Here is a 24709-nt window from a genome sequence, read left to right on the forward strand (position 1 = left end):
ACCTAAGCGAAGAACTCCGCATCATGGTCGCCCCAGACATGGGCGTAGTCGTCGCGCAGTTCGCGATCCATCGCCGCGATCAACATCTCTGGCGTGACCGGGTGCATGTTGTCGGTGCTATCCATCGTCGGGACGGCGACATCATCGAAATAGCCCGCCTCCCATGCCTGACGTGCAGCCGTCTCAAGGGACACGCCATCCGCCCGAACAAGCTTGCGACGGAACGGCGCCTCGCGATGCCAGCGGTCGAGGTCACGCCCGCGAAGTTCGCCGCCATCGTCGCAGATGCCCCGGATAGACAGGAACTCGCATAGCGACGGATCACGGCGCGGATGGAACGGGCGGGCGGGCTTGGCGACAGGTTCGGCGGGCGCGGTGATGTCCTGCACGATGTCATCGACCGTGCGGACCTTGCAAGCCGCGACGCGGGAAGGCGCGCGGACACGCCCTCCCTTGAACGCCGACAGACGCGACAGGAAACCGGCCGCAACGCCAGTCGAGACAGGCGCGGGCGAAGGCGCGACAGGCGGCGTCGGATCATCGTCGCCGTCATCGCTCGCATGGGCCGAAACCGGCTCGCTGGATAGGCCAGACAGGTCAGGAAGGCAGATAACGCCAGTCGGGACGGAAGGCCGCTCCACGGGCTTAATTTCGGCCTTGCTGGCCAGTTCGAAAAGGTAGTCACAAGCGGCTTGAGCCTTGCTCGCCGCCGTGAAAATCGCGCGCTTATCGGCTTTCAGGACGTTCAGCCATGACGCCAAATAAGAGGCGTGATCCTCGCGGGTTTCGTTCTCGATCCCAAGGCGGGCGCAAGAGAAGGCCGCGCCCATTTCGGCGACCAATTCCTCGAACGCATAAGCCTTATCGCCGAACCGCTTTCCAAACTGGCGATCAAGCCGGGCCTTCGCGCCGCTCCAATGCGTCAGTTCATGGCACAAGGTCGAATAGTAGCGTTCCGGCTCGCCATACGCCGCGAACGGCGGAACCTGCACAAAGTCACCCTTGGGCGAATAGAAGGCTTGGGAACCGCCGTGGCGAATGTCGGCGCCCGTCGCGACCGCCCATGCATCGGCCTTCGCGATCCGGGTCTCGGAAGGTTCGACCGTCGCCGGTTCATAGAACGAGGCGGGCAAGCCGTCGATTTGTTCGACGTTGAAAACCGCATAGCCCTTCGCGAACAGACGGGCCTTGCCGTCGTCGCCTTCGTCCGCATCATCGGCTTGAGCCTTGAAGGTTCCCCAATAGACGACAGGCGATGACTTCTCGCCTTTGCGGACGCATCCGCCTAACGCCTTCGCCTGATTGAACGTCATCCAAGTGTGGTGACGATAGCCTTTCATTTCGGCCGCGCCCCACAGCAAGGCGACGTTCAGGCCGCGATACGCCTCGCCGTTCGCCCGCGTCGGGATGACCGGCAGACCGCAAGCCTTCGCGTTGTGACCGGGCGCCCAAGGGCGGACGCCAGCCTCAAGCATGGCGATGATGGAATCCGTGACGGTTTGGTAGATGTCAGCTTTCATGTCGCTTACCTATTGATTGAGTTAAAGCATCTATTGAGGACGGTTAGGCGCGGATCATTCGACGATCAGGAACATCCAGCCGTTGATCGCGAGGCGTTCGCCGCTGATGTCGCAGACCGCTTCAAAGCGGCTATCGAGGTCAGTGTCCGGGCGGACCCAAACAGTCAGGTCACAGTGACCGGCGGTCAGGTCGATTAGGCGGGTGAACTCTTGAGGCATGGTCAAAATCCTTTGCTCCAAAGCATCTAATAACCGGCGTTAGAATCTCTATCCGTTAGCCTGTCAAGCGCGTTCTTTCGTTCAAAGCATCTATTTCGAAAAAAGGCAGGGCCTAAACGTCGCGGCGAACGCGGGCGCGCGCAATCGTCCGCACACGTCCTATCTGAACGTCACGCGCGCGATGCGTCAGACAGTCGATTGCCGGTTATAGTGGGAATGTTTGCCAACGATGTCAGGACGTTAGCGAGCATCGGCGATGTAAACATCGCTTTCGACCGCCCGGCGCATCCCTATTAGACCCTCATGGGTGCAGGGTGCTGGCCAAGGGTCGCCCGACGATGGACCCCCACGGGGGGGTAGAACCAGCGGGCGCGCGTATATTCCCCTCTTCCCCCAAGTGATCCAAATTTAAATGCCCCAGCTTTCCCTCTATGTCCGGTCCCGGTCTCGACACGTCTGCGCCTGAAAATCTATAGTCACGCTTATGAAAAACTTACTTGCTGATATCCGTGCAGGGTCGCCTATTTTCAGCGTTGAAACCGTAGGCGACGGGTTCGTAATTATCCCGAAACCCGGACAGGAAGCGGCATTTGCCAAAATGATTGACGAACTGTCCTTCCAATCGAACGACGAGTTCGCGATATTCCCGATTACCGATGGGAAAGTAGGCTACTCGCGAGCGACCGTGATGCCGTTCTGATTTTGTGCGATCCGGTGAGCGGATGAGACAAACTGAACTGCATTAGAGTTTGAAGCTGGACAAATCGTTAGGTGCAGTATCGCGGCATACTGCGATTGTGCATTCCGCATGGCATAGCCACCGCCGCTTCGATACTTATCAAAACAGTTAAGGACGGCGAGCGGGTCCGCACTTAGGTTGTGAACCAAAGCCACCGAACAGTCCGCAGTTTTCAAGAGCGTAGAGCGTGACGGCATTTGGTAGCGGTATGGAAGAGATATTCGCCAGCATTGAAAACGGGTCCGCGATATTTGACACTCAACGCCTCGGCGATAGCTGGGTAATCTCCCCGAGGGCTGGTCAGGAAACGGCGTTCGATAGGTTGGTTAGCGATCTGACGTTCGGGCACCTATCAACCGTCGTGGTCCTCCCGGTGAGTGACGAACGGGGCGCATTTGTTCGGGCGGTAATCATGGGTTCTGACGTTCAGGTATAATGCCAGAGATCGGCGGGTGTGCACCTTGATCAGGCCCCATCTGATCAAAACCATCATTCGGTGGCATTGGTTTTCCCCGCTTTAGTTTGATGTCGGGATCGGACTTCATTGCCATCATGTTCCAGTAGACGGCCTTACCGAGTAATTTCGATTTTCGGAAAAGGTTTTCTTCTCCGAGTGCCTCGCGGAGAAATCCATTTACTTTCGCATTATACTGGATTTTAAGCTCGGACGATTTACAGTTCACACCTTCGCTCCTGCGCGTGAAATGCATTTTGTTTATGAAAGATAAAGCGAAATGACCGTTCCAATAAGCCAAGCCATGGCTGACTGTTAAAGTCAGACGGGGGCATTGGCTTTAGTTTCAACTGCTATGTGGTGCTTTTTATCGTTTGATGAACTCCCGGATCATCGCCGCAACTGCGTTCCGTTCAGGCTCACCGAGTTGCGCCCACAGCTTCAAGATCGCCCGTTCAGACGGGGAATGGCCGGTGGGGTCTGGATCGCAATAGAGATCAGCCACACTGCATTGAAGGGCCTGAGCAGCTCGTAGGAGGGTCGAAGCCGAAATGCGATTCGCACCTTTTTCATATTTCTGGATTTGCTGAAAAGTCACACCAAGCGCGGCTCCAAGCTCCGCTTGCGAAAGTCCGAGAGCAACTCGACGTTCGCGTATCGTTTTGCCGATTTGGCCATCGATTGGAGAAATGATGATTCGACTCATATCTCCGATATACGACCATTTTTGCTACTGTGAAGCTGCGTTTTAGAAGTTGCGGTGACCTGCTTCGATCCGGCAGTTTAGATTGCCGCTGCGTTAGATCGTCCGTGTTTGTTGGCGCGGGCAAACTGTCCATGACGCCATAGGTTCGCAGTGCGTAGGATGGTGGTCGAGCTTTCAATGAGGCGTTAGGCTGGACTTTCGTTGAATGATGGCGTTTGAATACCGACGTTATGGGATGTCTGCTGGATCGCCTCAAGGCGGGTTCGACCGCTTACACCGTGGAGCCGACAGGTGAGGGCGGCTTCGTCCTTATTTGTCGCGAGGGTCATGCGGACGAATTTACGATCCTCGTCCGCGACCTCGTTAGTCGGTTCCCAAGCGAGTTTGTGATTTTGCCGACGAGTAATGGCTCAAACGGCTATGAGCGGGCTGTGGTTCTACCGTTCTGATGTCGGAGTTCGAGGCTCATGGATTGCCGCTGACCAAATATCAGCATGATCCTTTCCCTTCTAACCCGGCATCGACCTGCCGAAACTTGCTGCGGACGTCGCTGATCTTCGCAGAGCAAACGTCCACGCTGCACAAAAATGCCGTCCCCATCTGGGTCCAACGGCGACTGTCGCAGACGTCATCTATTGGCTGCGCTGTCGGATCGACGGCTGGAAAACCGCGTCGCCAGTCGCGCTCTCGCCGAAGATGTCGAGACGCTTCGCCTTAAGCTGGAGCGAGTGACTGCCGAGGTTGAAGGCACCTATTCGATGCTGGCGGGCGACCTGTCTCTGTCCGACCGACTGAACGGTCTGGCGTCAGCATCCGCCCTCGCTCATCTGACCACGACCGTCGCCGGTCTGTCCGTGAAGATCGACGCCCTGACGGCTGCGAAGCTGTCGGAAGTGAAGGCTCGCAAGGCTCCCGCGAAGAAGTAATTTAGGCCGATTTGGTTGACGCCTCCCGATCTCGTGCGATCATGAGTGAGGGCGGCGCCGCGGTTTGATGTGAGTATCATAAGATACTGAATATGTTGGTCAAATATGCTCGACAAGTCGGCGGCCTGTGGCAGTTTGATAGACATCTATCGCCGCTATGGAGACGCCCTTTGAAGCTGACTGCCCGCCTTTTCAACGCTGACTGCCTCGTCGCCATGACGAAGCTGGCCGACGAGTCCGTGGACCTGATCGCTGTGGACCTGCCGTATGGAGTGTCGGTCGAGGCGTGGGATAAGATCATCCCGATGGACAAGATGTTCGGAGAGTTCCGCCGCATCCTCTCCCCCACTGGCAACATCGTCATGACGGCACAAGGCCGGTTCTCGGCCGCGCTGATCGCGGCGGCTCCTGACCTCTACTGCTACTCGATGATCTGGGCGAAGACGCGCAAGACGCAGCATCTGCATAAAGACTATCGCGTCCTCGCCCAGCATGAGGATGTCTTGGTCTTTGCCAAGGGCGGGATGGGGAACAACGCCAAGGTCCACCCGACGTATAACCCGCAGGGTCTGACTGAATTGGACAAGCCGGTCACGTCCCGAAACAGCCTTAACAAGGATACGTTCTACAAGTTGAGCGGGCCGTCCGCGCAGCGGGGTCGCAATCAAACCCACACGAACTGGCCGACGAGCATCCTGTTCTTCCCGAGTGTCGGCGCAAAGGAAAAGGTGAAGGGCAAGGGCAATGCGCCCCAGACCCAAAAGCCCGTCGCCCTTATGGACTACTTGATCCGCACCTTTTCGAACGAAGGCGACACGGTGCTGGATTGCACCATGGGGAGCGGCACGACGGGCGTCGCCGCCCTGCAAGCTGGCCGTCACTTCATCGGCATTGAGATCAGCCCTCGGTTCTTCGAGAACACGGAAGCGCGCCTTCGTGCTGCTGCACCTGATGCAGACTTTGACATCCGCGTTGGCGCGGCCCCTATCGAGCGTTCCACCACGTCGTTGTTGGCCGAAGTGATGGAGCGCAAGCGCGCCGAATATCGCGCATTCAAGGAGCGCGAGAAGGCGGCGAAGACCGCCGCCTAACGCATCCGTCTTCCACGGGCGCGGACCCTGCCCTTATTCAATAGAGAGCCGACATTCGTCCCGGCGAAGAACTTCTTTTCGAACTCCCGGTCCAGTCTGTCGAGGTGCTGACGCTCGTGCTTTTCCTCATCCGCGTTGAGGTATGGACGCCAGTATTCGGCGGCTTGGGCCAGCACGTCGATGCGGTCGTCATGGCGAAGGGCGCCGCGAACGACGGTCATGTTGGTCATTTGGAACAGGCCCCGGCGTAGGCTGTCTGCCTTGAGGTCTTCACGCACCACGGCAAGGTCGATGACCAGACGGTGTTGCTTCATGACCGGCTCAAGCGCGCCGACGATCCGCTTCTCCTTCATGCTGGAAACCTTGTGGCCTTCCAGCTTGCAGGGGTGCTTGCGGGCGAGGATCGGCGACAGGAGTTGTCGGAACATGCCGTCGCCGAAGTTGTCTTCGACCATTACCAGATTGACCTTCTCGTCCCGTGCGATCTCGGCCAGCTTGGTCAGGGTCTCGGTAGACGTGCCGTCCACGAACCCGCCCCACTTCCGAATGTAGATGCGTGTCCCGAGGAACTTGGTGACGACGTAGGCCGTCTCATCCTTGCCGGAACCGGAGGGGTCGATGTGCATCACCGAGCCGGTGAAGTCGGACCAAAGCTCCGAGACATTGAACGGCCGGTAGAGACGGTCGCCTGACCATCCGACGTTCTCGACATCCTTGATCTGGTATTCGGGCGCGGAGGTCCACGCCATGGAGACCGGCCCGCGTCGTGGGTCAACGTCCATGACGATGAGGTCGGAGGTCTTAAGCGGGTAGCGTTCCGCGTCGCTCAACGTCACGTCGAGCATCATCTGAAGCATGAACTCGGCGGCGGTGCCGTCCAGTTCGTTTTCGATCAGCTTGGCGTCGGTGAAGCGGTCGGGATCGGTCGGCGCCCCTCCGAGCTTCGACAGGCCGACAGGCTCACAAAGCTTGGGGTCACGCTCAATGTCAGCGAGCAGCATCGGAGCCAGTGCGGCCCCATAGTTCGCCAGCTTGTCGGCGAGTGGATAGCGGGCGGTCCAGATGCGGACGGTGTAGCCGCGCTGCGGAAGGCCGTTGTAAATCGACTCTGCCGTTTGAGGGGTGCCGAGGACGATGATCTCGGACGTGTCGAGCGGCTTGATGATGTTCGAGAACTCGCCGAACAGGTGCCGGAGCTTGTCGCGCTGATCCTCGGTCCATGAGTTTCGTGGGTTCTCAACGTCGTCGCCGATGATGATGTCGGCGCGGTTGCCCGGTAGCTGGCCCGTGATGCCGATGCATTTCACGGAGGGCTGTTTGTCGGCGCCCTTGCCGCCCACGTCGAACGCGAGCGTCGAGGATTTTTGGTCGCGGCCGGGACGCAGCGAACCCCACAGCTTGTCACCCGCCTCGTGGTAGATGATGCCTTTGATGAGTGAGGCGTTGTCAGCCGCGCCTGTCTCGCCAGCAGAGACGATTAGGACTGTCTTGTTGTTGTCCTTCCAAAGACGCCAGACGACGTAGGCGCATGTCAGGAAGGACTTGCCGATACCGCGAAGGGCTTGGATGGCCCGGCGGGTGGAGCCGCTTTCGAGGAAGCGGGCGATGTCCTCTTGGATGCGCGTCGGCTTGGGGAGGCCGAGAACGTGTTTCCAGACGTAGCGGACGAACGCGATGAAGGACTGCCGAAGAACGTCGGCGAGCGTCAGATTGGATGAGATCAAACAAGGGGTGCGCCGCCCAGCCGCCCGCCGGTGAAGGCGAGCGGCGGCAAGCGAGGGGTCTTGGGTTTTAGTTCGGGGTCATGCCCGAAAGAATCTCGGCGTCGAGGTCGAGATCGGTCAGTTGAGCCGCGAGGTCTTCGACGACCTTGGAGCCAGCCGGTGCGCTGACGCCGTTGTCCTTGAGGAACTTTAGGGCCTGACTGATTAGCTGTGGCGAGATCGCATACGACGGGTCGTTCGGATTCATCTCTGCGCGGAGGTTGGCACGGTCCAGTTCGTTCGACAGCAGCAGCGCGACGAGGCGGTGCATGGTGTCGAGTTCGCCTTCCGACGCGCGGACGTGGGTTTTGATTTGATCGATCATGGCTTCACCAGATCGACAAGGAAACCGGCCAGACCGCCGATTGCTGCTGCGGCGCCCATGACCCAGAACTTGGCGTTCTCAAGCGAGCGCGTTCGGGTTTCGAGCGTGTCGTGCCGACCCTGCAAGGTCTCCATGAACCTGATGTAGGTGGCAAGCTGGCCTTTGATTTCCCCGAGGATCAGCACCAAGGCTGGGTCGGAGTTCGATGTATTTGGAGTGGGGTCCATTAGACCTTTCGATTGTGGGTATGAGGGTTAGATCGCGTCGCCAGCCGTGTATTGGAAGTCGAGCGTGAGTTCGTAGCTGCGACCGCCAACGACGACCGAACAGTAGGCTTGCCCGAAGGCTTGGTAGGTGAAGCCCGTGGGCTGATAGGCTGGGCCTTCGAAAGTTGCCGAAGCACCGCTCCCGTAAGCATCCCCGCCCCACGAGTATGAGGTGGGGGCGAGATAGGGCGTCACCGAAATTCCGAACGTGATCCGGTCGTATTGCTGACGGTTCCAGTCGCCGAACCCCATCTGCACCTGCTCGTAGCTGGTGATGATGAGGCGGACGGTGCGGGAGGATTTGCCCCAGAAATCGTTCGGCATCATCAGCGACCCGGACTGGATGCCAGCCAAATCCCGCACACGCTGATCGGTTAGCGAGAGTTCGCCGGTGATCCCGAGTTCGGCTTTGATCTGGTCGATGCTGATTGGCCCGGAAGTTGGGAGAGTCATTAGACCCTCCCTTCCAGCCGACCGATCCGGGCATCGGCGTCTTTCAAAGCCTCGACAAGCAAGGCCACGACGGGACCGTATTGGACACCCTTGATACCGTCCGCGTCCTCGGTGACGAGGGTCGGCAGAACGGTCTCAAGGTCTTGGGCGATGAAGCCCAGCGAGGCCATGCCCGACGCGATCCAATCAAACGTCACGCCTTCAAGGGCGCGGACCTTGGACATGGCATCGGTGATCGGAGCGATGTTTGTCTTAAGGCGCCTATCGGATTCCCCGACGACGGTGTTGGCGCGGACTTGTGCCGAGCAATAGAAGTTCTTGCCGTTGTAGACGCGAACCCAGTCATTGTCGGACATGTGGAAGCCGCCGCCGTGCTGTTCCCAATAGATGCCCGAGCCGGTGCCTCTGACACGAAACCAGTGTCCGAACCCCGAGTAGACCTGTGAGGTCGCATAGAAGCTCTGGGTATAGACGTTGCCATTCTCGGCATTGATGCTGCCGCCCATCGTGGCTTCGTTGTTTTCCAGATTGATCGTCAAAGGCCAGCGGCCATTGACGGTCTCCCATGCCTCCGAGTCGTTGCCAGAGCCACGCAGGAAATGCATGACGTTGGAGTTGACGTGGATCATCGCCGAACGGCTGTCGGTATCCTTGAAGTAGATGGTCGGCGAACCGCCTCTGATCTTGAGGTAGTTTCCCAGAGTTGAAAGCCCGCTGGTCGCTTCAAGGAAGCCGCCATTGTCGATGGACACGACCCTCTGATCGTCCGCGTTTCGGAACTCGTGGCCGCCGCGCGAGCGGTAATACGACCGTCCATTGCTGGCGAAGTAGAAGCGTTCGTTTCCGTCTGTGGTGGTGTTCCAGCCATCGCAGTAGCGACGCATCAGGCCGTTGGCATCGAGGTTTTTTGAGGTCCAGAACTCGTAGATCGTCGCGCCGGTAGACCACCCGCCGAAGCCCCACTTCCCATCTTCGAACATGCCGAAGTAGGTTCCGTAGGCGCCCGGACGGTGGAACTTCATCCACGCGCCATAGCCGCCGCCCGACCCCCGAACTTCGAGCGTAGCGAATGCCGCCGCGTCTTGGGGGTTCTGGGTCGAAGAAAACGTCAGTTGCTTTGAAAGGGTCTGCTCGGCGCCGCCCTCTGTCAAAACGTCGCCGTTCTGTTTGCCGGTCTCGCTGTAGGCGCGAACGTGGTTGTTCGTTCCCCGTGCGGTAAGGTGAAGAGAGGTCGTGGATTGGAGATCGAAGCGACCGCCAGCCCATGCCAGACGGGCGTGATAGTCAGTCGTGCTATCGGCAGACAGGTCAATGTATGGGCCGTAGCCGTTGCTGTCGTTTCGTAGTTCGACCCAACCACGGTTCACGTCGGTTCGTGATCCGCTGTCGGCCGGGCCAACACGCAGTTGATCGCCCGCAATATGAGCGTTCGTCGCGATGTAGAGGCCACCGCTCAAACCATAAAACCAACCGTTCTGGTCGAACCGCCAATAGCGTTCCGAGCCAGCCGCGCCCGTCTTGAGAACCGAATGGTTGCCGTCTGGGTAAAGAAGGCCGGTATTGAATTTCAGGTTGGTCACCGTCGCCGCTGAACCGCTGGCGATCTTCCCGTTGAGGGCGTCCAGCAGACCGTTAACATCGGTGATGTTGTGCAGGTGAGCCGTTGCCGGGTAGGTCGAAGGCTTGCCAGTGATCGTGTCCCAAGCATGGACGTGACCCGCCGCCGCCCGGCCATCAAGCGCAGCCTGTAGGCCGCTGACGTTGGCGATGTCGGAAGGGAAGATCGTCGGACGATCCGTGATGGTCGTCCAAGCATGGACGTGACCAGTTAGCGACCGCGCGTCGAGGGCCGCTTGCAAGTTCGCAACATCAGCGATGACATGGCCATGGCCGACGTTCGATTTGCCGTCCAAGGCTGATTGCAGCCCCGCGACGTTGACGATGTTCGAGGGGAAGAACGACGGCTTGTCCGCGATTACGGACCAAACCGGCGTCACGTCGCCTTGCTCGATGTAGTTGGCTTCGACATTCTTGGCGCCCGATCCGCTGTAGACCCAGCGGCGACCGTCCATGGTCGCGACCAGTGTTCCGGGTCGGATGCCGTTCTGTTGGACGGTCGTCAGATTGGTGATGCCGCCAGTCGAGACGACGGGCGTTTGACCGACGAGAACCGGGATGCGCGCCGGGTCGATCATGCCTTCCAGTCGGGACGAGGCGAGCGTGTCCGATTTCTTGTCGAATAGGTTCGGATCGAACGTCGCGGCCAAAGCTGCTGACGCTGCTGCATCCAGAGCGTCTTGAGCCACAAGGGCGGCGTTGTCGGCTACCTCTTCGGCAAGCTGCTCGACGATCTCGCGATCTTCCGATGTGGACTGCCCGGAGCCTTGAGCGAGTTCGGCCCAATAGCGCGCGTTGGCCTCATGGTTGCCAGCGTGATTGCGATGTTCCTGCGCGAGGTTTCGCGCATCGACCGCCGCGCCGCGAGCCGCTTCCGAAAGGATGCGCTGGGCGTCGGAGCGGTCGGCGTGACCCTTCGCCAGATCGCGCGCCAGTTCGGCCGCGACCTTGGCAACGGAGGCTTGCGCCGCCGGGCCGGAGGTCATGTCGCTGAACGATGCGGGCGAAGGAACGAGGATTTCACGGCCGCCCAAATCCACGAAGGGATAGCGGCCGTCATTGTTGGGTCCACCATCGGCGGACCCACCCAGCCAAGCAGTGACGGCTTTCGTCTGCTGCTCTGATTTTCCGATGAGGTCTTCAATCTGCTGGGCGAGAGTGGTGATCGTCAGCCCGCTCATTCGACCTTACTCCTTATCGGAAGCCGGTTCGGCCTCGGAGGAGGTGTCTTTTTCGAGCGACTGCTGCGCGACCGTGAAGCCGAGTTGTGCGCCTTGCAGCGCGGCCCGGACGGCGGTCAGTTGGGAGTTGATTCCCTCAAGTTGTTCGAGGGCGCGGGCCTTGCCGGTCAGAAGTTCAGCTTCTTGCTTGACGAGGGTTTGATACTGCTCCGCAGCGGTAGGGGTCTGGGACATGCGTCTCCTGAAAAGGTTTGTGGGGTAGTGATATTTAGCCGTGCGACCGGCCCGTTAAGGCCGGTCTCATGGTCATGCCGTGATGATGGGTTGGTCGCCGCCGCCACCGCCGCCGCCCGGATCGTAGGGGTCGTAGCCGCCACCGCCGCCACCACCTGACGAACCGCCACCTGATCCGACGCCGCCGCCGGAACCAGTGCCGCCGCCGAGTGTCGAGGTGTTGTTCTTCATCTCTGTGACCTTGCCGTAGCGGGCGGTCACAGTCTGGGTGGACATGTTCGAGGTGAAGTAGACTTGGACGTAGTAGTGCCAGTTCCCGCCTTCACCCGGACGGTCGAGGAACTTCATGGGAAGGGAGCCTTGCCATGTGTCGTTCGCCATGCCGGAGCCGTTCAGTTGAACGGTCTGAAGGACCGTGCCGCCGTCGTTTCCGCGCGAGCGAATAAGCTGCACGACGGCCACGAATGATCCGCCCGCGTTGTGGGTGAAAGTCCCATAGGCGTTAAAGTCGATGTCGATTGGGCTGTCCGCCTTTTCGACGCCGATCCAAAGGCCATGAATACGGGTCGGGGTGGTGTTGTTGAGCGTGATCGTCGCCGCGTTGTAGGCGACTTCGGTATTGCTGACGGTGTTGTTGACCAGTCGGGTGTGATTGATCGAGCCACTGACGAGAAGGTCGCCGTAGATTTCGACGTTCGAGTTGAAGCGGACCCGGCCGTTGACCAGCGACATGATCTTGACCGGCGCACCCCCGCCCGGAGCCACGAACGACATCTCATCGGCGACAAAGGCGAGTGTCCCATAGGAGCCGTTGTTGTTCGCCGTGATGCCGGTGATGTGGCCGTTGGAGTTGAGGGCGATGCTCCACCGGGCGTTCAGGCCGTTCGTCACCTGCGTCAGGGTGGTGATCGACGCGGTGTTGCCGCCTACCGTGTTCTGCACATTCTGGATGGTCTGTGAGAGCGCACTGTCGGCGTTGATCCGAGCAGTGCGCTCATCGACCACAGAAGCTGAGACATTGCCGATGGATGTGTCGATCCCCGACAGACGGGTGCCAAGCGTCCAGCCCGGCCCGACTTCGACCCGATTGAGGTCCAGCGTGAAGACCGACTGGTTGTTGCGGAAGGCGCCGAGGACGGCGAACTGCTGGGCGATGGCGCCGTCAGCGTTAGCCCGTGCGGTCGCCTCGTTCTGGATGGCTGTCGAGTTAGTCCCGACCTGCACGGCCAGAGATTGCCGGGCTTGAGCTTCTGCCTGATCGGCTGCAACACGAGCGTTCGTTTCGGTCAGGACCGCCGCTGCGATGTCACCGGCGATCTTCGTCGCCAGAGCCGTCCGCTGCGCCGCTTCTGCTGACACCGCGTTGGTTCGGGCCGTGACTTCTGTTGCGATAGCGGCGGTGTTGTCGTCAGTTTTCGCCCCGACGCTATCAATGCGTTGAGACAAAGATTGGTCTTGGCTGGCCCGCGTGGTCGCCTCGCTCGTGACGAGGGCCTGTGCATTAGTCCCGGCGGTCGCCACCATCTGGTTCAGGCGTTGGGTGAAGGACTCCGTGGGACCGACGAGAACCTTGTTGAGGTCCAGCAGGAAGGCGGTGTTGTTGGCGTTCTTGGCGCCCAGCAACGAGAGGGTTTGAGCGAGCGCACCATCCGCGTTTGATCGGGCGGTCTGCTCGGCGGTGATGCTGGCGTCGAAACCATTTGCCCGAGCTACAAGAAGGTCGATGCGGTCAGCTTGCGCTGACACGGCATCGGCTCGCGCCGTTGCTTCGGAGATGATCTTCGCCGCGTTGTCGTTGGCCTTGACCGTGATCGCCGAGAGGCGTTGGCCAAGGCTCTCTGTGCCGGAGACGCGGACGGTGTTGAGGTCCAGCACGAAGGCGTTGTTCGCAGCGTTCCGTGCCCCGATGAGCGCGAGGGTCGTTGCCAGAGCCGTATCGCCAGCGACGCGCTCTTGCGCCTCGTTCTGGATGACGGTGGCAATCCCTGTCCCGTCTTCGAAGTTGACGAGGGAGTCCACCAGATCGGTGATCGTATCGACGCGGAGTTCGAGGCCCGTCGTCCGGGCTGTGGTGTTGGCCACGATGCCGTCGAGGGTGTCGGTTCGGAACGCTTGATCGGCGAGGGCAAATGATTGGTCGAGGATGCGTTCGGCCGAGAGGTCGATGCTGGCCAGTGCGTCGCGGAAACGGTTGAGCGCACCGTCTCCCATTTCCGAGGTCAGGATCAGTTCGTCCATGATGGCGTCAGGCGTGGTGACGACGCCGAGGTGATCGCCAAGCCGAACCTGCGCCCGGTCGAGTGAGCCGGTGTAGAGGTCGTCCAGTTCCTGAAGCCGGTAGAGGTTCTGAAGGTTTGCCCGGTTCAGTTCTTCAGCGGTCAGGTTCGCCCCGTTTTTGAAGTCCACGAGGGCCGTGCTGATCGGCGTCTCACGACGGATTTGCAGGACGCTGTTTTCGGCCGGAGGCTGACGAAGGCGGATGCGGCTGTCAGAGACCCATTCGAAGAACGGGATGGAGCCGTTGAGCGTGACCCGAATGTGGGTCCGGTCGAGGAAGGGGACTGCAAGATCGAACTCTTGCTGGCCTCCCGTCACGATGTATTGGGCGCGGGTCTGGTGAGACATTGATCCTTTCGTTCACCCACGACGAAAGGCCCGGCCGCGTGAGCGACCGGGCGATCCGGGTGGATTGTGGTTGGTGTTATTGGCCGGGCTGGAAGTTCATGATGGCGGACATGTCGCCTTGGCTGACGCCGTAGCGTCGGGCGTTGGCTTGGGTCTGCCAGTTATTCCAGCCCTCTTGAGCAGCCCGCTCGTTGGCTTTTGCCCCGCCTGTTCGGTTCACCATTTCCCGCAGTTCGGGAACGGCGCCGTTGCGGATCGAGGCGTTTGCCAAGCGGCGATATTGCGAGACCGTTTCCTTGATGCTGGCGGCTCGTTGCGGATCGCCCATGAGGGCGTATTCGCGTGACTGGATCAGCGATCCCAAAGCCTCGTGCATGTTCTGGCCGGTGTAGGGATGGCGATAGCCTTGGCCCTGATATTCCAGAACCGAGGCGTGTTCGCGCTTCGTGATCTTCTGCTCGTTGAACCGCTCCGGTGGGCGTTGCGCCATTCGGAGTTCCGGGTCGGCAGTCGAGAGAGCCGAGACCTCGCGGCGCACGATGTCGTCAACGGTTTGGCTGACGCGCGTCGGCTGGACCAATCCCTCGAACAGGCCGTCGTCCTTATCCTTGCGGATGACGGGGAGACCGAGCCAGTCACGACGCTCGGGCAGGGATTGCGAGAGGGTCGGGATATTGGCCGCGAGATGTTCGAGCAGACCGCTCGCCTCGCGCATCACCGGGTCTTGGGTTTGGGCGAGGTTTCGGACGACAGCCGGGATAGCGGACGAGCCGATTTTCTTCATGACTTCCTTGCCGAAGCGTTCGCCCCGGTCAGTGTCACCCGCCGTGAATGACGGGTCGATCATGTCCCAGAAATCACCAACGCCCTGCAATGCCGCCTTGTTGACGATGTTGTTCACGATGGCTGCGAGAACGCCGCCGCCGATGCCTTGCAGCATGTCGTCGTCGTTGATGTCGTGGTCCCTGAAGATGCGGCTCATGTCCGCGACGATGCCGAGCATTTCGGCCACCGGCGAGAGTTGCTGATACTGGAACCAGCGACCGCCGAGCCGGATCGAATACGACTTCACGCCGTCTTCTTCCTCCGCTGCTGATCGCTTGCCGACGAGATCGCCGTTCGCAAACAGGAGGCCCGCCGTCGCCATGAAGCCCATGCCGGTCACGAGGCGAGCCATTGCCAAGTCGGCTTCAGCCCCGCCGCGTTCAAGTGACTGATCCAGCCCACGAAGAGCGGCAGTGTAGTTCTTGAACTTCGTCCGGTTCTCGCCGAGGGCGGCGAACAGGATCGGGTTGCGGTCGAACATGCCAGCCCGAACAAGATTGATCGGGGTTCGCAGGAACGGGACAAACAAAGCTCGGAACAGACGGTGTTGGCCCAAAGCCTGTTCCCACTTTTTGAGGGTGGGGCCGCTGTTCTGGAAGGTCATCAGTCGGGCGTAGTCGTCGGCCATCGCATGGAGATCGACAGCCGCCAGCACATCGGCCGCTTGGTAGAGGGTCTGATCCTTGCCGTAGTTTTTGGCCGGATCGTAGGTCTCGCCAGACAGTTCGAAGACCGACTTGGCGCGGTAGATCGCAGCCGACGACGGGCGGTTGGCAACTGCGTCCATGACGCGGCTGAACTCCTTGGCCTGATCGGCGCCCTTGAGGCGAGCCGAGCGATACGAAGCCTCACGCACCGATAGAGCGTTCAACTGCATCTTGTAGGTCATCGCCTTGGCGAACTCGTCCATCGCGATAGACGGGCGGTGGCCCAGCGTTCGGATGGTCGAGAAGATCGCGGCGCCCGCCATGTCAGGGATCGACTGGACAGGGTTCTGTTTCCAGCGCGCCTTTCGTTGGGGGTTGATGAGGAACGGCTGATTGAAGGCCGCATCGCCGAGCGACGATGCACCGTCTCGAACAGGAGCCGCCGTCTTGAAGGCTTGGAAGCCCGCACGGCTGGCGTCGGCGAAGGATTGGTAGATGCCCGCCACATAGGCGTTGGCCTCGCGGAAGGTGACGCCCTCGACCGAAGCCTTCGAACCGGAGAAGGCCCGGCGCAGAGGTGTCGTCACACCGGCGGCGACGTAGCGTTCGCCGACCGATAGCCCGGCGTGAAGCACCGAACCCACGGCGTTGCGGACGGCAGTCGCGGGCGTCGTGAGGTAGCCCATGACGACGTAATATGAGAGGTAATCCTCCCAGCCCATCGCCCGCATCTTGCGAACTTCGTCCTTGAAGCCTTTGGCCCCGCCGGTCTTGTTCGCCTTCATCAGCGCGTCCAGCGCATCGCCCATTTCATCGCCCTTCATCCCGCCGCCCATGGCGTCGGACAGGTCGTTGATGGACTGCTGAAGGTCGTTGAAGGTTCGCGCGCGGTGCTTGGTCGCCTTCATGATGTTCAGCGCACGAGCCACTTCCGACTTCGCGCCGCCCGCCATCGCGTCGAACATCTGTGTCGCCTGTAGGTGGGCGGCCAGATCGGACACGTCGTTCGCGGTCGCCTTGCCGTTGGCCATCTTGGCGCGGACATCGGCGACCTTCGTCACGAGGTGATCGACGTGCTGCATAGCGAGCGTTTCGAGCGCATGGATTTTGGACGAGACGCCGAACTCTGACGTGATGTCGGCGTGAGCCTTCACGACATCGGAGGTCGTCAGACCGAAGGTCTGCTGGCGATCCTGAACCGACTTCCACGACTTCGGCGCGTCACCGGCCGCGTCGTAGAGGGGCTTGAAGATTTGCCCCATGACGTTCGCCAGTTCTTCGAAGCTGTCCGGGTCATTCACCAACTCGTCGAAGTCGAACACGTCGGCGTTCCAGTGGCTGGGGCCGTCCGCGATCTCGTCGCCCTGCTTGCCGAGCCAGCGGACAAAGGCGTCCACCTGCTCGGGTTTGACGAACTTTTTCAGACTGTCGAGGTGAGCCATCGCCGCTTTGGCGCGCTCCGGCGAACCGGCCAGTCCCCAATCGACGCCGTTCCAGCGTTCGTCTGCCTTGGTCTTGGCGTCGGCTCCAGCGGTTCGGGCATCGGCTTCAAGGTCTTCGAACGACGGACCCTTGGCGCGAGGCTCTTCGACACGCATCGGCAGTGCCGACACCGGCCCCTTCTGCACCGGGCGGATGGTCATGTCGTCGAGGGACAACATCGGCAGGTTTACGCTGTCAGAAAGGTCGAGTTCATCGCGCATCGCTTGGTCGAGTTCGACCATGGAAGGGCGAGGCTCATTGTTGCGGATGCGGCGGATCAACGATCCGGCGCCTTCAAAGGCGCCTGTGAAAGCCGCGCCCGCGCCAGCACTCGCGAGGGTGCGGAGGCCGCTGTAGTTATCTTGGACGCCAGCCGACAGGGCGTCGGTCTGCGATAGGACATCCGTCGCTCCGGCGACCAGACCTTGAACGCCTACCTTCATCCAGAGCGAAGAGCCGCCGGTAATGTATGACGTTGGATCGACGGCCGAGCCACCGAGAACGCCGAGTAGTGCGGCGCCGCCATGCAGACCTTTGCCGACCAAGCCGCCTTCAGCTTCCCAGAAGGGATCGGCGGCAGACTCTTGTGCGAACTCCTGACGGCGTTGACGCTCGTTGGAGATCGCAGTGTCGGCGGCACGGCGGGTGTCTCGGGTCTTGTCCGCCATGTCGGTCAGGACGCCGACCGAGTTATAGAGTCTTGAGACGAGGCGGATTGGGTTCAGGGTTTGGCGACCTGCGATGTCGGTAGCCGCTCGCGTGTCGCCCCGTTGCGAAGCGTCGATGTAATCGGCGGTGTCGTCGAGACCCGCTCGCCAACCTTCGGCGATGAAGTTGGTATTCCATGTGTCCGAGAACACGTCGCCAAGACGTTCGCCCAGCGAGCGTTTGTCCTTGGGCGCGGACAGCGAGACCGCCGCCGAGCGACGGTCCCGTTGTTGTTCTTGAGCTTGCCCGTAATGGCGGGCCATTTCACGTTCGATGACGCTGTGCGGGGTGTTGTCAGGGAAAGTGATGACAGCCCCATCAGGGCCTCTAACAGTGATGCTCATTCAGTCCTTTCATCGGGCCGGGACGAGTCCTTGGCCGGGGATGTATTGAAGTTGTGCGGGGGCTTGCGTGGTTGTCCCGGTCTGGCCGGGGACGCGCGCATTGCCCGTTCCACCCGGAGGTGGAACCGCAGCGATAGTGGTTGTGCCGCCGCCATTTCGGAGGAAGCCGCCATAGTTTCGGACGATGGCGTCAGCGGCTTGCATGGGGTCTTCCCCATTGGCGAGACGGCGTTCGAACTCATTTTCCCCTTGGATCACGAGCCGCAGCATGTGCGGTGGAACGGCGCCGCCGACGCCTTGCGTCACCATGGATCGCAGAGACCCAGAGACGTAGCCACGGGCGTTGCCGACGATCTGCTGTTGGGCCGGATCGCGACCAGCATCGCCGCGTGAACCGCTGGCCGCACGGGTGCGAACCTCGATGTAGGCGCGGGTAGCGGCGCGGCCAGTTCCGAAACGACCGGCGCGATAGTCGCGGTCGGCTTGTTCTGTGATCGACGCATAGTTCGGGTTGTTCGCAGCAAAGCGTTCGCCGTAGCGCAGCACCAAATCATCGTCGGCTTCACCGTCGAGCGTGGTGTCGCGAAGCGAGCGGAAGGCGTTGTTCATGGTCATGCCTTCACCGGGTTCCAGCACGTTCGAGCGGACGTTCTGTTCGATGGCGTCCGACACGTCTTCGCCACGGCTGGCGCGGGACCACAGGTCCATCGTCAGTTCGTCCTTGGTCGCCTGACGCGCCTGTTCGGTCTTACGTTCGGTGTCGCCCTCGATGCTGTCGATAGCGTTGAGGATGCGGACCTGTTGTGCCGGGTTCAGAAGCGAGCGGCCGGGCAGTCGCGGACGACGAGCCGGTTCGACTTCCGCCGATGCTGTCTCGACAGTTTCAGCCGGAGCCGCAGCCATCGCTTGGGTCTCGGAGCCGACCATTGAGCGCGGGTCTTTCCTCTCGCCTTTGGCGTCGCGGTAGGTCCAGTGCAGGTGCGGGCCGGTGCTGTTGCCGCTGTTGCCAGATGCGGCCACCTGCTGACCTTGGGTCACGGTGTCGCCCGGTTCGACCGAGATGTTGTCGAGGTGTGCGAAGCCGGTCGTTGAACCGTCTGCATGTCGGATGATGAGGGTTTTGCCGCCCCGTCCCCGAACGCCAGCGACTTCGACGACGCCATCGGCCGGAGCCGAGACAGGCGTCCCGACCGGCACTGCGATGTCGATGCCGCCGTGGTTGGTTGAGGCGCCGGGTAGCGGTGCGCGACGTGCGCCCATGCCGGAGGTCACGCGACCCATGTCAGCCAAAGGGGCTGCATAGGTTTGACGGGCGGGAGCCGGAGCCGCAGCCGGAGCAGCGGGCGTCGGCGTTTCCACCGGAGGGAGCGGCTGACCTTCAATCGTAGTGTTGAAGGCGACCACATCCGGGTCGTTCGGATCGCGAGCGTCCAAGAGGTTTTGCAGGACGGTCGTGTCGCCCGTCTCTTGAGCGTAAGCGACGACGCCGTTCACCAGTGCCTCTTGCACTGCGTCGCCGTTCAGACCCGCTTCGGTCAGACGGTTGCGCTCGGCCGCGAGGTCGAAACCTTCGCCACGCTGTAGACCGGAAACCGCATTGCCGACCGTGAGGTCCAGCAGTTCCTTGTCAGTCTTCTCTTTCATCATCGCGTTAGCGCGGGTGTCGAGATCGCCGGTCCATCGGATCAAACGTCCCGCCACCTGACGCTGAACATCGGGCTGGGTGAAGAGGTCGCCAGATTCGGCGATGAACTCGCGGTTCCGCTCCATCATGAATTCGTCGATGTCGTCGGGTGTTGCCCCGCTGTTGATGCGGCGTTCGACTTCCTGTGCGGTCTCGGTCTCAAACTTGGTTTGGCGAGCCGCTGCTGTGGTCGAGTGATAGGCGCGCTCATAGGCGACCGACTGCGCCATGGCTGGGTCCATGACACCGCCCGATGCGGCGTCGGTCTGGCCCTGTGCGAAGTCGTCTTCTGCCTGAACGCGGCGTTCGGCGATGTCGTTTTCGTAGAAGGCTGCTGCGTTCTGTCGAGCGAGGCCGAAGAAATCGCGGAGGGCGTCTGCCTGACCGCCGTCGCCACGGAAGGCGGAACGAAGATCGGTGGTGACGCGCACGTCTGCGGAACGGGTCTCGCGGTTTACCGGGAGGATGGCGTCACGGTTGTTCGTGATGCGGTCCTGTGCGGTGCGGCGGATGCTGTTGCGGGAAAGATCAGCCATTCAGAGACGGACCTTTCGAAGCCGCGTCTTGAGACAGCTTGATACCCTTGCCTTGGTAGTAGCCGCCGACGCCAGCTTGGGCGATGCGGAGTCCAGCACCGAGAATGGTGGGGCGAGAAATGCGGGAATACATGGAGTTCGCTTCGGCTGCGGCCGCTTTCTGCTGATTGTCAGCATTGAGGTTGGTTCGCTCGGCGGCGAGCGCGTTTTGCATGACGGAATCGTTCAGAAGATCGGTCACGCTTCCGCTGATATTTAGCCCCGCCTGACCGGCGGCGACCTTGATGCGGGCCTGTTCGCGACGGGCCTGACGTTGGCGGTCGTTGAGTTCGGCGACCTGCTGCGTGGCGATTTGCTGCTGTTGTTGTGCAAGCTGCTGGTCGATGGAGCGGGTCTGGGTCTTGGCGGCCTGAATCTCGCCGATGACTTGAGTGGCGGTGGAGACGACGGCGAGGGTCGTCATGACCGTGATCGGATCACAGATGGGTTGGTCCCTCCCTTGTATGAGACATGAGGTAGAAGGGGCGGCGTTCGCGCCCGTGGGTGAGATCGACTTGTTCAATCTCGAACCCGGCCCAGAGCAGCCAGTGGATGGACTGGTGATTGCGGGCGTCGATGTAGTTGGAAAGGTGGGGCCAGAAGAGGTGCCAGCGATCCACGAAGTTCGGGGTGGCCCGGCCAATGGCCAGCTTTGCTCGCGGCCTTTCCATGCCATTCGCGCCGATCATCCAGACGATCCCGCCGTCAGCCGCGCCAAAGACGCAGATGGCCTTGCCGCTATCGGTGATGATCCACCCGTCAACGGACTGCATGACGCTGACCGTGAGCAGATGCAGCGGGTCAGGGTCTCCCATCTTGAGCATGGGATTGGTGGCTTTCATCTCGTCCCAATCGCCGGGGCGAAGGTCGGCGCAGATGTCTTCCAGCCATGCGATGGTTTGCTCGGCCGATACGTCGGCGAGGTCGTGAAATTCGATCATGAGTTGCTTGCTGCGCCCCCGTGATGGCATGAAACCGGAAACGGGAGGGGCTTATGCGTTTGATGGTTTTGGTTGCCGCGCTGGCGGCGTTTGCTGGCCCAGCATTCGCGGGCGAGTGGCGCGAAATCGGCAATAGCGACGAATACATCCTCGGCGTTGACCAAAGCCAAATACGCCGCACCGGCAACTTGGCCACGGTTTGGGCGATCCAGTCTTCGCGGGAGGGCTACCGTGTGACCCGGATGGAAGTGGATTGTCGCAATGAAACGCTGACTTCGCTAACCTATACCGAGTTCAATAACGGCGGTGGCGTCGTGATGTCGGACCATCGTCGAGGAAGGACCGAGATCGTCTATCCCGACTCGACCGGAGCGACCCTCATGAAAGCGGGCTGCGAAGCCGATACCTTCTTTTCGTCGGCCCGCCACCAGACCCCAAGTGCCTTCCACCGCATGGCCGTGAGCCGTTTAAGCGCGGAGTGAGTCTGACCCCGAAAGGTCAGACTCGTGCGCGATTGTTGTAGGTCGCTTCCCACTCTGCGCTGATGAAGGTGGAGGCGAACGGCGTGTCGTTCTCGATGCGGATGCGGGCCAATTGGTTCTGACCGAACACCATGAAGCGGTATCGGCCTGTCCCGTAGGTCGGCGTGTTCAGCTTGAAATGCCCGGCGCCGATGGTTCGCCCTGTCATGTCCGTCAGCTTGGTCGGCACGACTTCATCGACGGTATCGTCTGACCCATAGGGCGCGACGAGCGTTTTGAAATAGGCCGTGTCGGCATAGTTCACCGTGAAGGACCGCATGACCTGTCGGCCCGTCGTGACGGCGACGCCATCGGATCGGCGGACGAACTGTTTCGAGAACTGGAAGGCGAAAGTGTAGCCCTCGCCCGCGAGGACGGGCGCGATGATCTCCGAACCCGGCACACTGACGATGTTGTCCGTGAGCCATTGGTAGGTCGAAGGGTCGATCAGCGTTTCGCGACGCCCGCCGAACCCTGCGGTGCGGACCATTTGGAAACGGTCTTTCGCGGGGCGGAACGGGAGCGTGAAGTAGGTCCGGTTCTCGGTCGTGTTGAACTCGCCAGTGATGGCGGTTCGACGGTCGAGGTGGATTTGCGCGGAGGTCTCGGCCGGGATCGCGCCCGACTGAAGGTTGATCTTCTCAAGCCACAGGCCATCGGCCCGCTGCATGACGAGGAACAGGACGCCCTTGAGGTAGGCCCCCGATACGATATTCGTCCCAGTCCCGAAGTCCCAGCGATGCCAAGCCGACTGCGCCTTCTCGTCCGATGAGTTCCAATAGAACTGGTAGACGAAAATGCTTTGAGCCGATCCATGCGTTAGAACGAACAATGAGTTCAGGTCGTCGGCTGCGATCAGACCATGCACACCGGCAGGGATGTAGGTCGGGCAGTGCGCTGTCACGTCGGCGGCCGAAGTCGCGTCAGTGCCAGACAGGCGGGTATATTCGCGGATGCTGGCGAAGCCGGAGCGTTCGACTGCGAAGTAGATTTCGGAGCCGAGAGCCGCGAGGCCAGCCGCCGTGTTGACGGTGTAGTTCGTGGTCGGGCGCATCGCGATTGAGGCGGTCGTCAAACCCATCTCGCCGTTGGTCAACGAGAACTGTGTTTGATCCGAAGTCAGGAAGATGCCGTCGTTGTGGGCCACGGCGTCGAAGAGCTTGGCCACCTTCGTCGAGGTCGCCCCGACTTCGATCCGGTCGGTGTCCAGATAGTCGAGTTGATCCATTCGCCAGAAGTTTCCGAACATGCCGGATTCCGACATGACCACGGCCTCGTCGAACAGGAACGACAGGCGGTTCTGATAGAAGAAAACCTTCTGGATCGTGCGGCCGATGAAGCCCGGCGTAGGGTTGGTCGCCTCGTCGCCGAGACGACGCGGCGCCCACGAGAAGGGAGCGAATGTGAACGTGCCGTCCGCTTCCGAGATCAGGGCGTGGGGCATGGTGCGGTAGTCGATGGCGTTGACCAGACCCGGCATAACGCACTGTTTCCAGACGCCGCCGCTGCGGCGCAGATAGTAGCTGACGAAGCCGGAGCTTTCGTCGCCTTGGACGCGATAGATCGCGCCTTCCGGTGCAGTCTCGGGGAGCTTGTCGGAACGCTGAACCGTGCCAGTCAGAACGCCGCCAGACGGGTTAGGCTGATACTGGTAAGGGACGCCGGGTCCGAAATCGACGCCGTTCGAGTCCGTGCCGTAGTGGCGATTGACCCAGATTTGGTAGGCTTGATCGGGCTGTTGGTCGTCGCCAACCGCGCCCATGGCGCAGACCTTCTTGCGGTTCACGAGGAAGCTGTAGTCAGCCACGGTGAACATAGACAGGTCGCCCGCATAATCGGCGATCCCTTCCAGATAGCCCCAACCGCCGGGAGCGTTCACCTGACGCTCTTGGCCGGTCTGACTATCGAAGACACGGATGCGTTCGTCGGTGATCGTGACGACGTATTGCTCTTCGGTGTTGCGGTTGATGGTGTGAACGAAGACGTTGTTCGGCGCCGTCTCCATCAGCCGGGCGACACGCTCGGTCGGCGGACGTTTGCCGAGACCGTCAGCGATAGACGAGAAGCCGTTGAGTTGGCTTTCCAGTTGATCGGTCGAACGAACAAGGTCGGATTGCTGGGAGACGCCGCCGATGAGAGCCGGGATAGCCCCGGTCATCAGGCTCATTCAGACCCCCAGACACGACGGCCACGGATCAGCTTTCGGCCGACGCGCGGATTGTCGAAGATGTTGATGTCGGAGATTGCGGTCTGGTCGCGGCGCAGGTTGATCCACGCGCGCTGCTCGTCTTCTTGGGCGAAGCGTTCGCGTTGAGCGTCGCCAACGTAGTCTGCAAGGAAGAGGCGACCGGCCTTAACGGCGGCGAAGACGCGCGCCAGTTCGGGGAGAGCTTCGTAGGTATAGGACCAACGGACGCGGACCTTCACCGGGTCGGTGATCGTCCAAGTCAGGTTCGCCTTGTCCCAAAGGCACATTGTCTCGCGGGTCGGGTGACGCCGCTGCACGAGGTTTTGGCGCGGGTCCATCGGATTGACGGACATGGCCCCGGCCGGAATGGCGATGACGCCTTCGAAGTCGGGCGTGAGAACGTAGTTCTCGTCGGTATTGAACGAGAAGCCGTGCGAGCAGACCTCGCGGACGACGTTGGCCAGATGGCCACGAGCGATGTTTTGATCGCTGATCGTGCCGGAGAAGCTGTTGACTGGTGCTTGGCCGGTAGCGGCCAGCATGGAGTTCACGGCCTCAAGTTCCGTGAGCGGCGCAGCCATCATGGCGCGGCCTCCTTTCGGAACGAGGATGAAAAAAAGGGCCGCCCCCTTTCGGAGGGCGACCCTTTCATTGGTTCGGTGTGTGCATGACCGG

Annotated in this window: 21 protein-coding genes; 4 read left to right on the forward strand and 17 right to left on the reverse strand. The window is 60.9% G+C overall.

Annotation, left to right across the window (positions count from 1 at the left end; all coding sequences use genetic code 11):
* Positions 1 to 2 precede the first annotated feature (2 nt).
* Positions 3 to 1520 (reverse strand): ArdC family protein, encoded by a 1518-nt coding sequence (locus KAK88_RS07740; RefSeq protein ID WP_066551805.1) that lies wholly within the window; start codon positions 1518 to 1520, stop codon positions 3 to 5.
* Between the two features lie 54 nt (positions 1521 to 1574).
* Positions 1575 to 1739, reverse strand: coding sequence for a hypothetical protein (locus tag KAK88_RS07745; protein ID WP_156494666.1), 165 nt, complete (start codon positions 1737 to 1739; stop codon positions 1575 to 1577).
* Positions 1740 to 2223: 484 nt separating this feature from the next.
* On the opposite strand from KAK88_RS07745, the gene KAK88_RS07750 reads away from it, so the two are divergent.
* Complete coding sequence (locus KAK88_RS07750) at positions 2224 to 2439, forward strand: hypothetical protein (protein WP_156494665.1); 216 nt, start codon at positions 2224 to 2226, stop codon at positions 2437 to 2439.
* 449 nt (positions 2440 to 2888) lie between these two features.
* Here KAK88_RS07750 and KAK88_RS07755 read toward each other — a convergent pair whose 3' ends face one another.
* Positions 2889 to 3188 carry a hypothetical protein gene (locus tag KAK88_RS07755; protein WP_242078527.1) on the reverse strand — a complete coding sequence of 100 codons (300 nt, stop codon included), beginning with the start codon at positions 3186 to 3188 and terminating at the stop codon, positions 2889 to 2891.
* 111 nt (positions 3189 to 3299) lie between these two features.
* On the reverse strand, positions 3300 to 3638 hold the full coding sequence (locus KAK88_RS07760; RefSeq protein ID WP_082854104.1) for a helix-turn-helix domain-containing protein: 339 nt from the start codon (positions 3636 to 3638) through the stop codon (positions 3300 to 3302).
* Positions 3639 to 4273: 635 nt separating this feature from the next.
* On the opposite strand from KAK88_RS07760, the gene KAK88_RS07765 reads away from it, so the two are divergent.
* On the forward strand, positions 4274 to 4564 hold the full coding sequence (locus KAK88_RS07765; RefSeq protein WP_066551802.1) for a hypothetical protein: 291 nt from the start codon (positions 4274 to 4276) through the stop codon (positions 4562 to 4564).
* 170 nt (positions 4565 to 4734) lie between these two features.
* Complete coding sequence (locus KAK88_RS07770; RefSeq protein WP_066551801.1) at positions 4735 to 5655, forward strand: DNA-methyltransferase; 921 nt, start codon at positions 4735 to 4737, stop codon at positions 5653 to 5655.
* Here the strand turns inward: KAK88_RS07770 and terL are convergent.
* From terL to KAK88_RS07825, 11 genes are all read right to left on the reverse strand, one after another.
* The gene (gene terL / locus KAK88_RS07775; protein WP_082854102.1) at positions 5652 to 7379 is read right to left on the reverse strand and encodes a phage terminase large subunit; all 1728 of its coding nucleotides are present in this window, start codon (positions 7377 to 7379) and stop codon (positions 5652 to 5654) included. The two genes, KAK88_RS07770 and terL, sit on opposite strands and share 4 nt — an antisense overlap.
* Before the next feature lie 67 nt (positions 7380 to 7446).
* Positions 7447 to 7743 carry a hypothetical protein gene (locus KAK88_RS07780; protein ID WP_066551800.1) on the reverse strand — a complete coding sequence of 99 codons (297 nt, stop codon included), beginning with the start codon at positions 7741 to 7743 and terminating at the stop codon, positions 7447 to 7449.
* Entirely contained in the window at positions 7740 to 7931 is a 192-nt protein-coding gene (locus KAK88_RS07785) for a hypothetical protein (RefSeq protein WP_066551799.1), read from the reverse strand. The genes KAK88_RS07780 and KAK88_RS07785 overlap by 4 nt, the downstream gene beginning before the upstream one ends.
* 66 nt (positions 7932 to 7997) lie before the next feature.
* A complete protein-coding gene (locus KAK88_RS07790; protein WP_066551798.1) occupies positions 7998 to 8462 on the reverse strand; it encodes a hypothetical protein in 465 nt (154 codons plus the stop codon).
* Positions 8462 to 11260: a tail fiber domain-containing protein gene (locus KAK88_RS07795; RefSeq protein ID WP_066551797.1), complete on the reverse strand. Its 2799-nt coding sequence runs from the start codon at positions 11258 to 11260 to the stop codon at positions 8462 to 8464. The genes KAK88_RS07790 and KAK88_RS07795 overlap by 1 nt, the downstream gene beginning before the upstream one ends.
* Positions 11261 to 11266: 6 nt before the next feature.
* Complete coding sequence (locus KAK88_RS07800) at positions 11267 to 11494, reverse strand: hypothetical protein (protein WP_066551796.1); 228 nt, start codon at positions 11492 to 11494, stop codon at positions 11267 to 11269.
* A 72-nt stretch (positions 11495 to 11566) separates the two neighbouring features.
* Positions 11567 to 14119, reverse strand: a complete 2553-nt coding sequence (locus KAK88_RS07805; RefSeq protein WP_066551795.1) for a phage tail fiber protein — start codon at positions 14117 to 14119, stop codon at positions 11567 to 11569.
* Between the two features lie 76 nt (positions 14120 to 14195).
* A complete protein-coding gene (locus tag KAK88_RS07810; RefSeq protein ID WP_242078528.1) occupies positions 14196 to 18125 on the reverse strand; it encodes a hypothetical protein in 3930 nt (1309 codons plus the stop codon).
* A gap of 9 nt (positions 18126 to 18134) precedes the next feature.
* The gene (locus tag KAK88_RS07815; RefSeq protein ID WP_066551793.1) at positions 18135 to 20345 is read right to left on the reverse strand and encodes a M23 family metallopeptidase; all 2211 of its coding nucleotides are present in this window, start codon (positions 20343 to 20345) and stop codon (positions 18135 to 18137) included.
* Positions 20338 to 20808: a virion core protein, T7 gp14 family gene (locus KAK88_RS07820; protein ID WP_066551792.1), complete on the reverse strand. Its 471-nt coding sequence runs from the start codon at positions 20806 to 20808 to the stop codon at positions 20338 to 20340. The genes KAK88_RS07815 and KAK88_RS07820 overlap by 8 nt, the downstream gene beginning before the upstream one ends.
* A gap of 13 nt (positions 20809 to 20821) precedes the next feature.
* Positions 20822 to 21325, reverse strand: a complete 504-nt coding sequence (locus KAK88_RS07825) for a hypothetical protein (RefSeq protein ID WP_066551791.1) — start codon at positions 21323 to 21325, stop codon at positions 20822 to 20824.
* Between the two features lie 53 nt (positions 21326 to 21378).
* Here KAK88_RS07825 and KAK88_RS07830 point away from each other — a divergent pair, with 53 nt between their 5' ends.
* Positions 21379 to 21807 carry a surface-adhesin E family protein gene (locus tag KAK88_RS07830; protein ID WP_066551790.1) on the forward strand — a complete coding sequence of 143 codons (429 nt, stop codon included), beginning with the start codon at positions 21379 to 21381 and terminating at the stop codon, positions 21805 to 21807.
* 16 nt (positions 21808 to 21823) lie between these two features.
* On the opposite strand, the gene KAK88_RS07835 is transcribed toward KAK88_RS07830, so the two are convergent.
* Positions 21824 to 24013, reverse strand: coding sequence for a hypothetical protein (locus tag KAK88_RS07835; RefSeq protein WP_066551789.1), 2190 nt, complete (start codon positions 24011 to 24013; stop codon positions 21824 to 21826).
* A complete protein-coding gene (locus KAK88_RS07840) occupies positions 24010 to 24618 on the reverse strand; it encodes a hypothetical protein (protein ID WP_242078529.1) in 609 nt (202 codons plus the stop codon). Before KAK88_RS07840 ends, KAK88_RS07835 begins: the two co-directional genes overlap by 4 nt.
* Between the last annotated feature and the right edge of the window lie 91 nt (positions 24619 to 24709).

The organism is Brevundimonas diminuta (assembly GCF_022654015.1).
Taxonomy (GTDB): Bacteria; Pseudomonadota; Alphaproteobacteria; order Caulobacterales; family Caulobacteraceae; genus Brevundimonas; species Brevundimonas diminuta_C.

What these genes read in the sequence shown, in the direction of transcription:
- KAK88_RS07760 (WP_082854104.1), bottom strand. Translation starts at nt 3,638, where the DNA reads ATGAGTCGAATCATCATTTCTCCAATCGATGGCCAAATCGGCAAAACG.
- KAK88_RS07810 (WP_242078528.1), bottom strand. Translation starts at nt 18,125, where the DNA reads ATGAGCATCACTGTTAGAGGCCCTGATGGGGCTGTCATCACTTTCCCT.
- KAK88_RS07825 (WP_066551791.1), bottom strand. Translation starts at nt 21,325, where the DNA reads ATGATCGAATTTCACGACCTCGCCGACGTATCGGCCGAGCAAACCATC.
- KAK88_RS07740 (WP_066551805.1), bottom strand. Translation starts at nt 1,520, where the DNA reads ATGAAAGCTGACATCTACCAAACCGTCACGGATTCCATCATCGCCATG.
- KAK88_RS07835 (WP_066551789.1), bottom strand. Translation starts at nt 24,013, where the DNA reads ATGAGCCTGATGACCGGGGCTATCCCGGCTCTCATCGGCGGCGTCTCC.
- KAK88_RS07805 (WP_066551795.1), bottom strand. Translation starts at nt 14,119, where the DNA reads ATGTCTCACCAGACCCGCGCCCAATACATCGTGACGGGAGGCCAGCAA.
- KAK88_RS07795 (WP_066551797.1), bottom strand. Translation starts at nt 11,260, where the DNA reads ATGAGCGGGCTGACGATCACCACTCTCGCCCAGCAGATTGAAGACCTC.
- KAK88_RS07820 (WP_066551792.1), bottom strand. Translation starts at nt 20,808, where the DNA reads ATGACGACCCTCGCCGTCGTCTCCACCGCCACTCAAGTCATCGGCGAG.
- KAK88_RS07790 (WP_066551798.1), bottom strand. Translation starts at nt 8,462, where the DNA reads ATGACTCTCCCAACTTCCGGGCCAATCAGCATCGACCAGATCAAAGCC.
- KAK88_RS07830 (WP_066551790.1), top strand. Translation starts at nt 21,379, where the DNA reads ATGCGTTTGATGGTTTTGGTTGCCGCGCTGGCGGCGTTTGCTGGCCCA.
- KAK88_RS07815 (WP_066551793.1), bottom strand. Translation starts at nt 20,345, where the DNA reads ATGGCTGATCTTTCCCGCAACAGCATCCGCCGCACCGCACAGGACCGC.
- KAK88_RS07780 (WP_066551800.1), bottom strand. Translation starts at nt 7,743, where the DNA reads ATGATCGATCAAATCAAAACCCACGTCCGCGCGTCGGAAGGCGAACTC.
- KAK88_RS07800 (WP_066551796.1), bottom strand. Translation starts at nt 11,494, where the DNA reads ATGTCCCAGACCCCTACCGCTGCGGAGCAGTATCAAACCCTCGTCAAG.
- KAK88_RS07840 (WP_242078529.1), bottom strand. Translation starts at nt 24,618, where the DNA reads ATGATGGCTGCGCCGCTCACGGAACTTGAGGCCGTGAACTCCATGCTG.
- KAK88_RS07755 (WP_242078527.1), bottom strand. Translation starts at nt 3,188, where the DNA reads ATGCATTTCACGCGCAGGAGCGAAGGTGTGAACTGTAAATCGTCCGAG.
- KAK88_RS07750 (WP_156494665.1), top strand. Translation starts at nt 2,224, where the DNA reads ATGAAAAACTTACTTGCTGATATCCGTGCAGGGTCGCCTATTTTCAGC.
- KAK88_RS07745 (WP_156494666.1), bottom strand. Translation starts at nt 1,739, where the DNA reads ATGCCTCAAGAGTTCACCCGCCTAATCGACCTGACCGCCGGTCACTGT.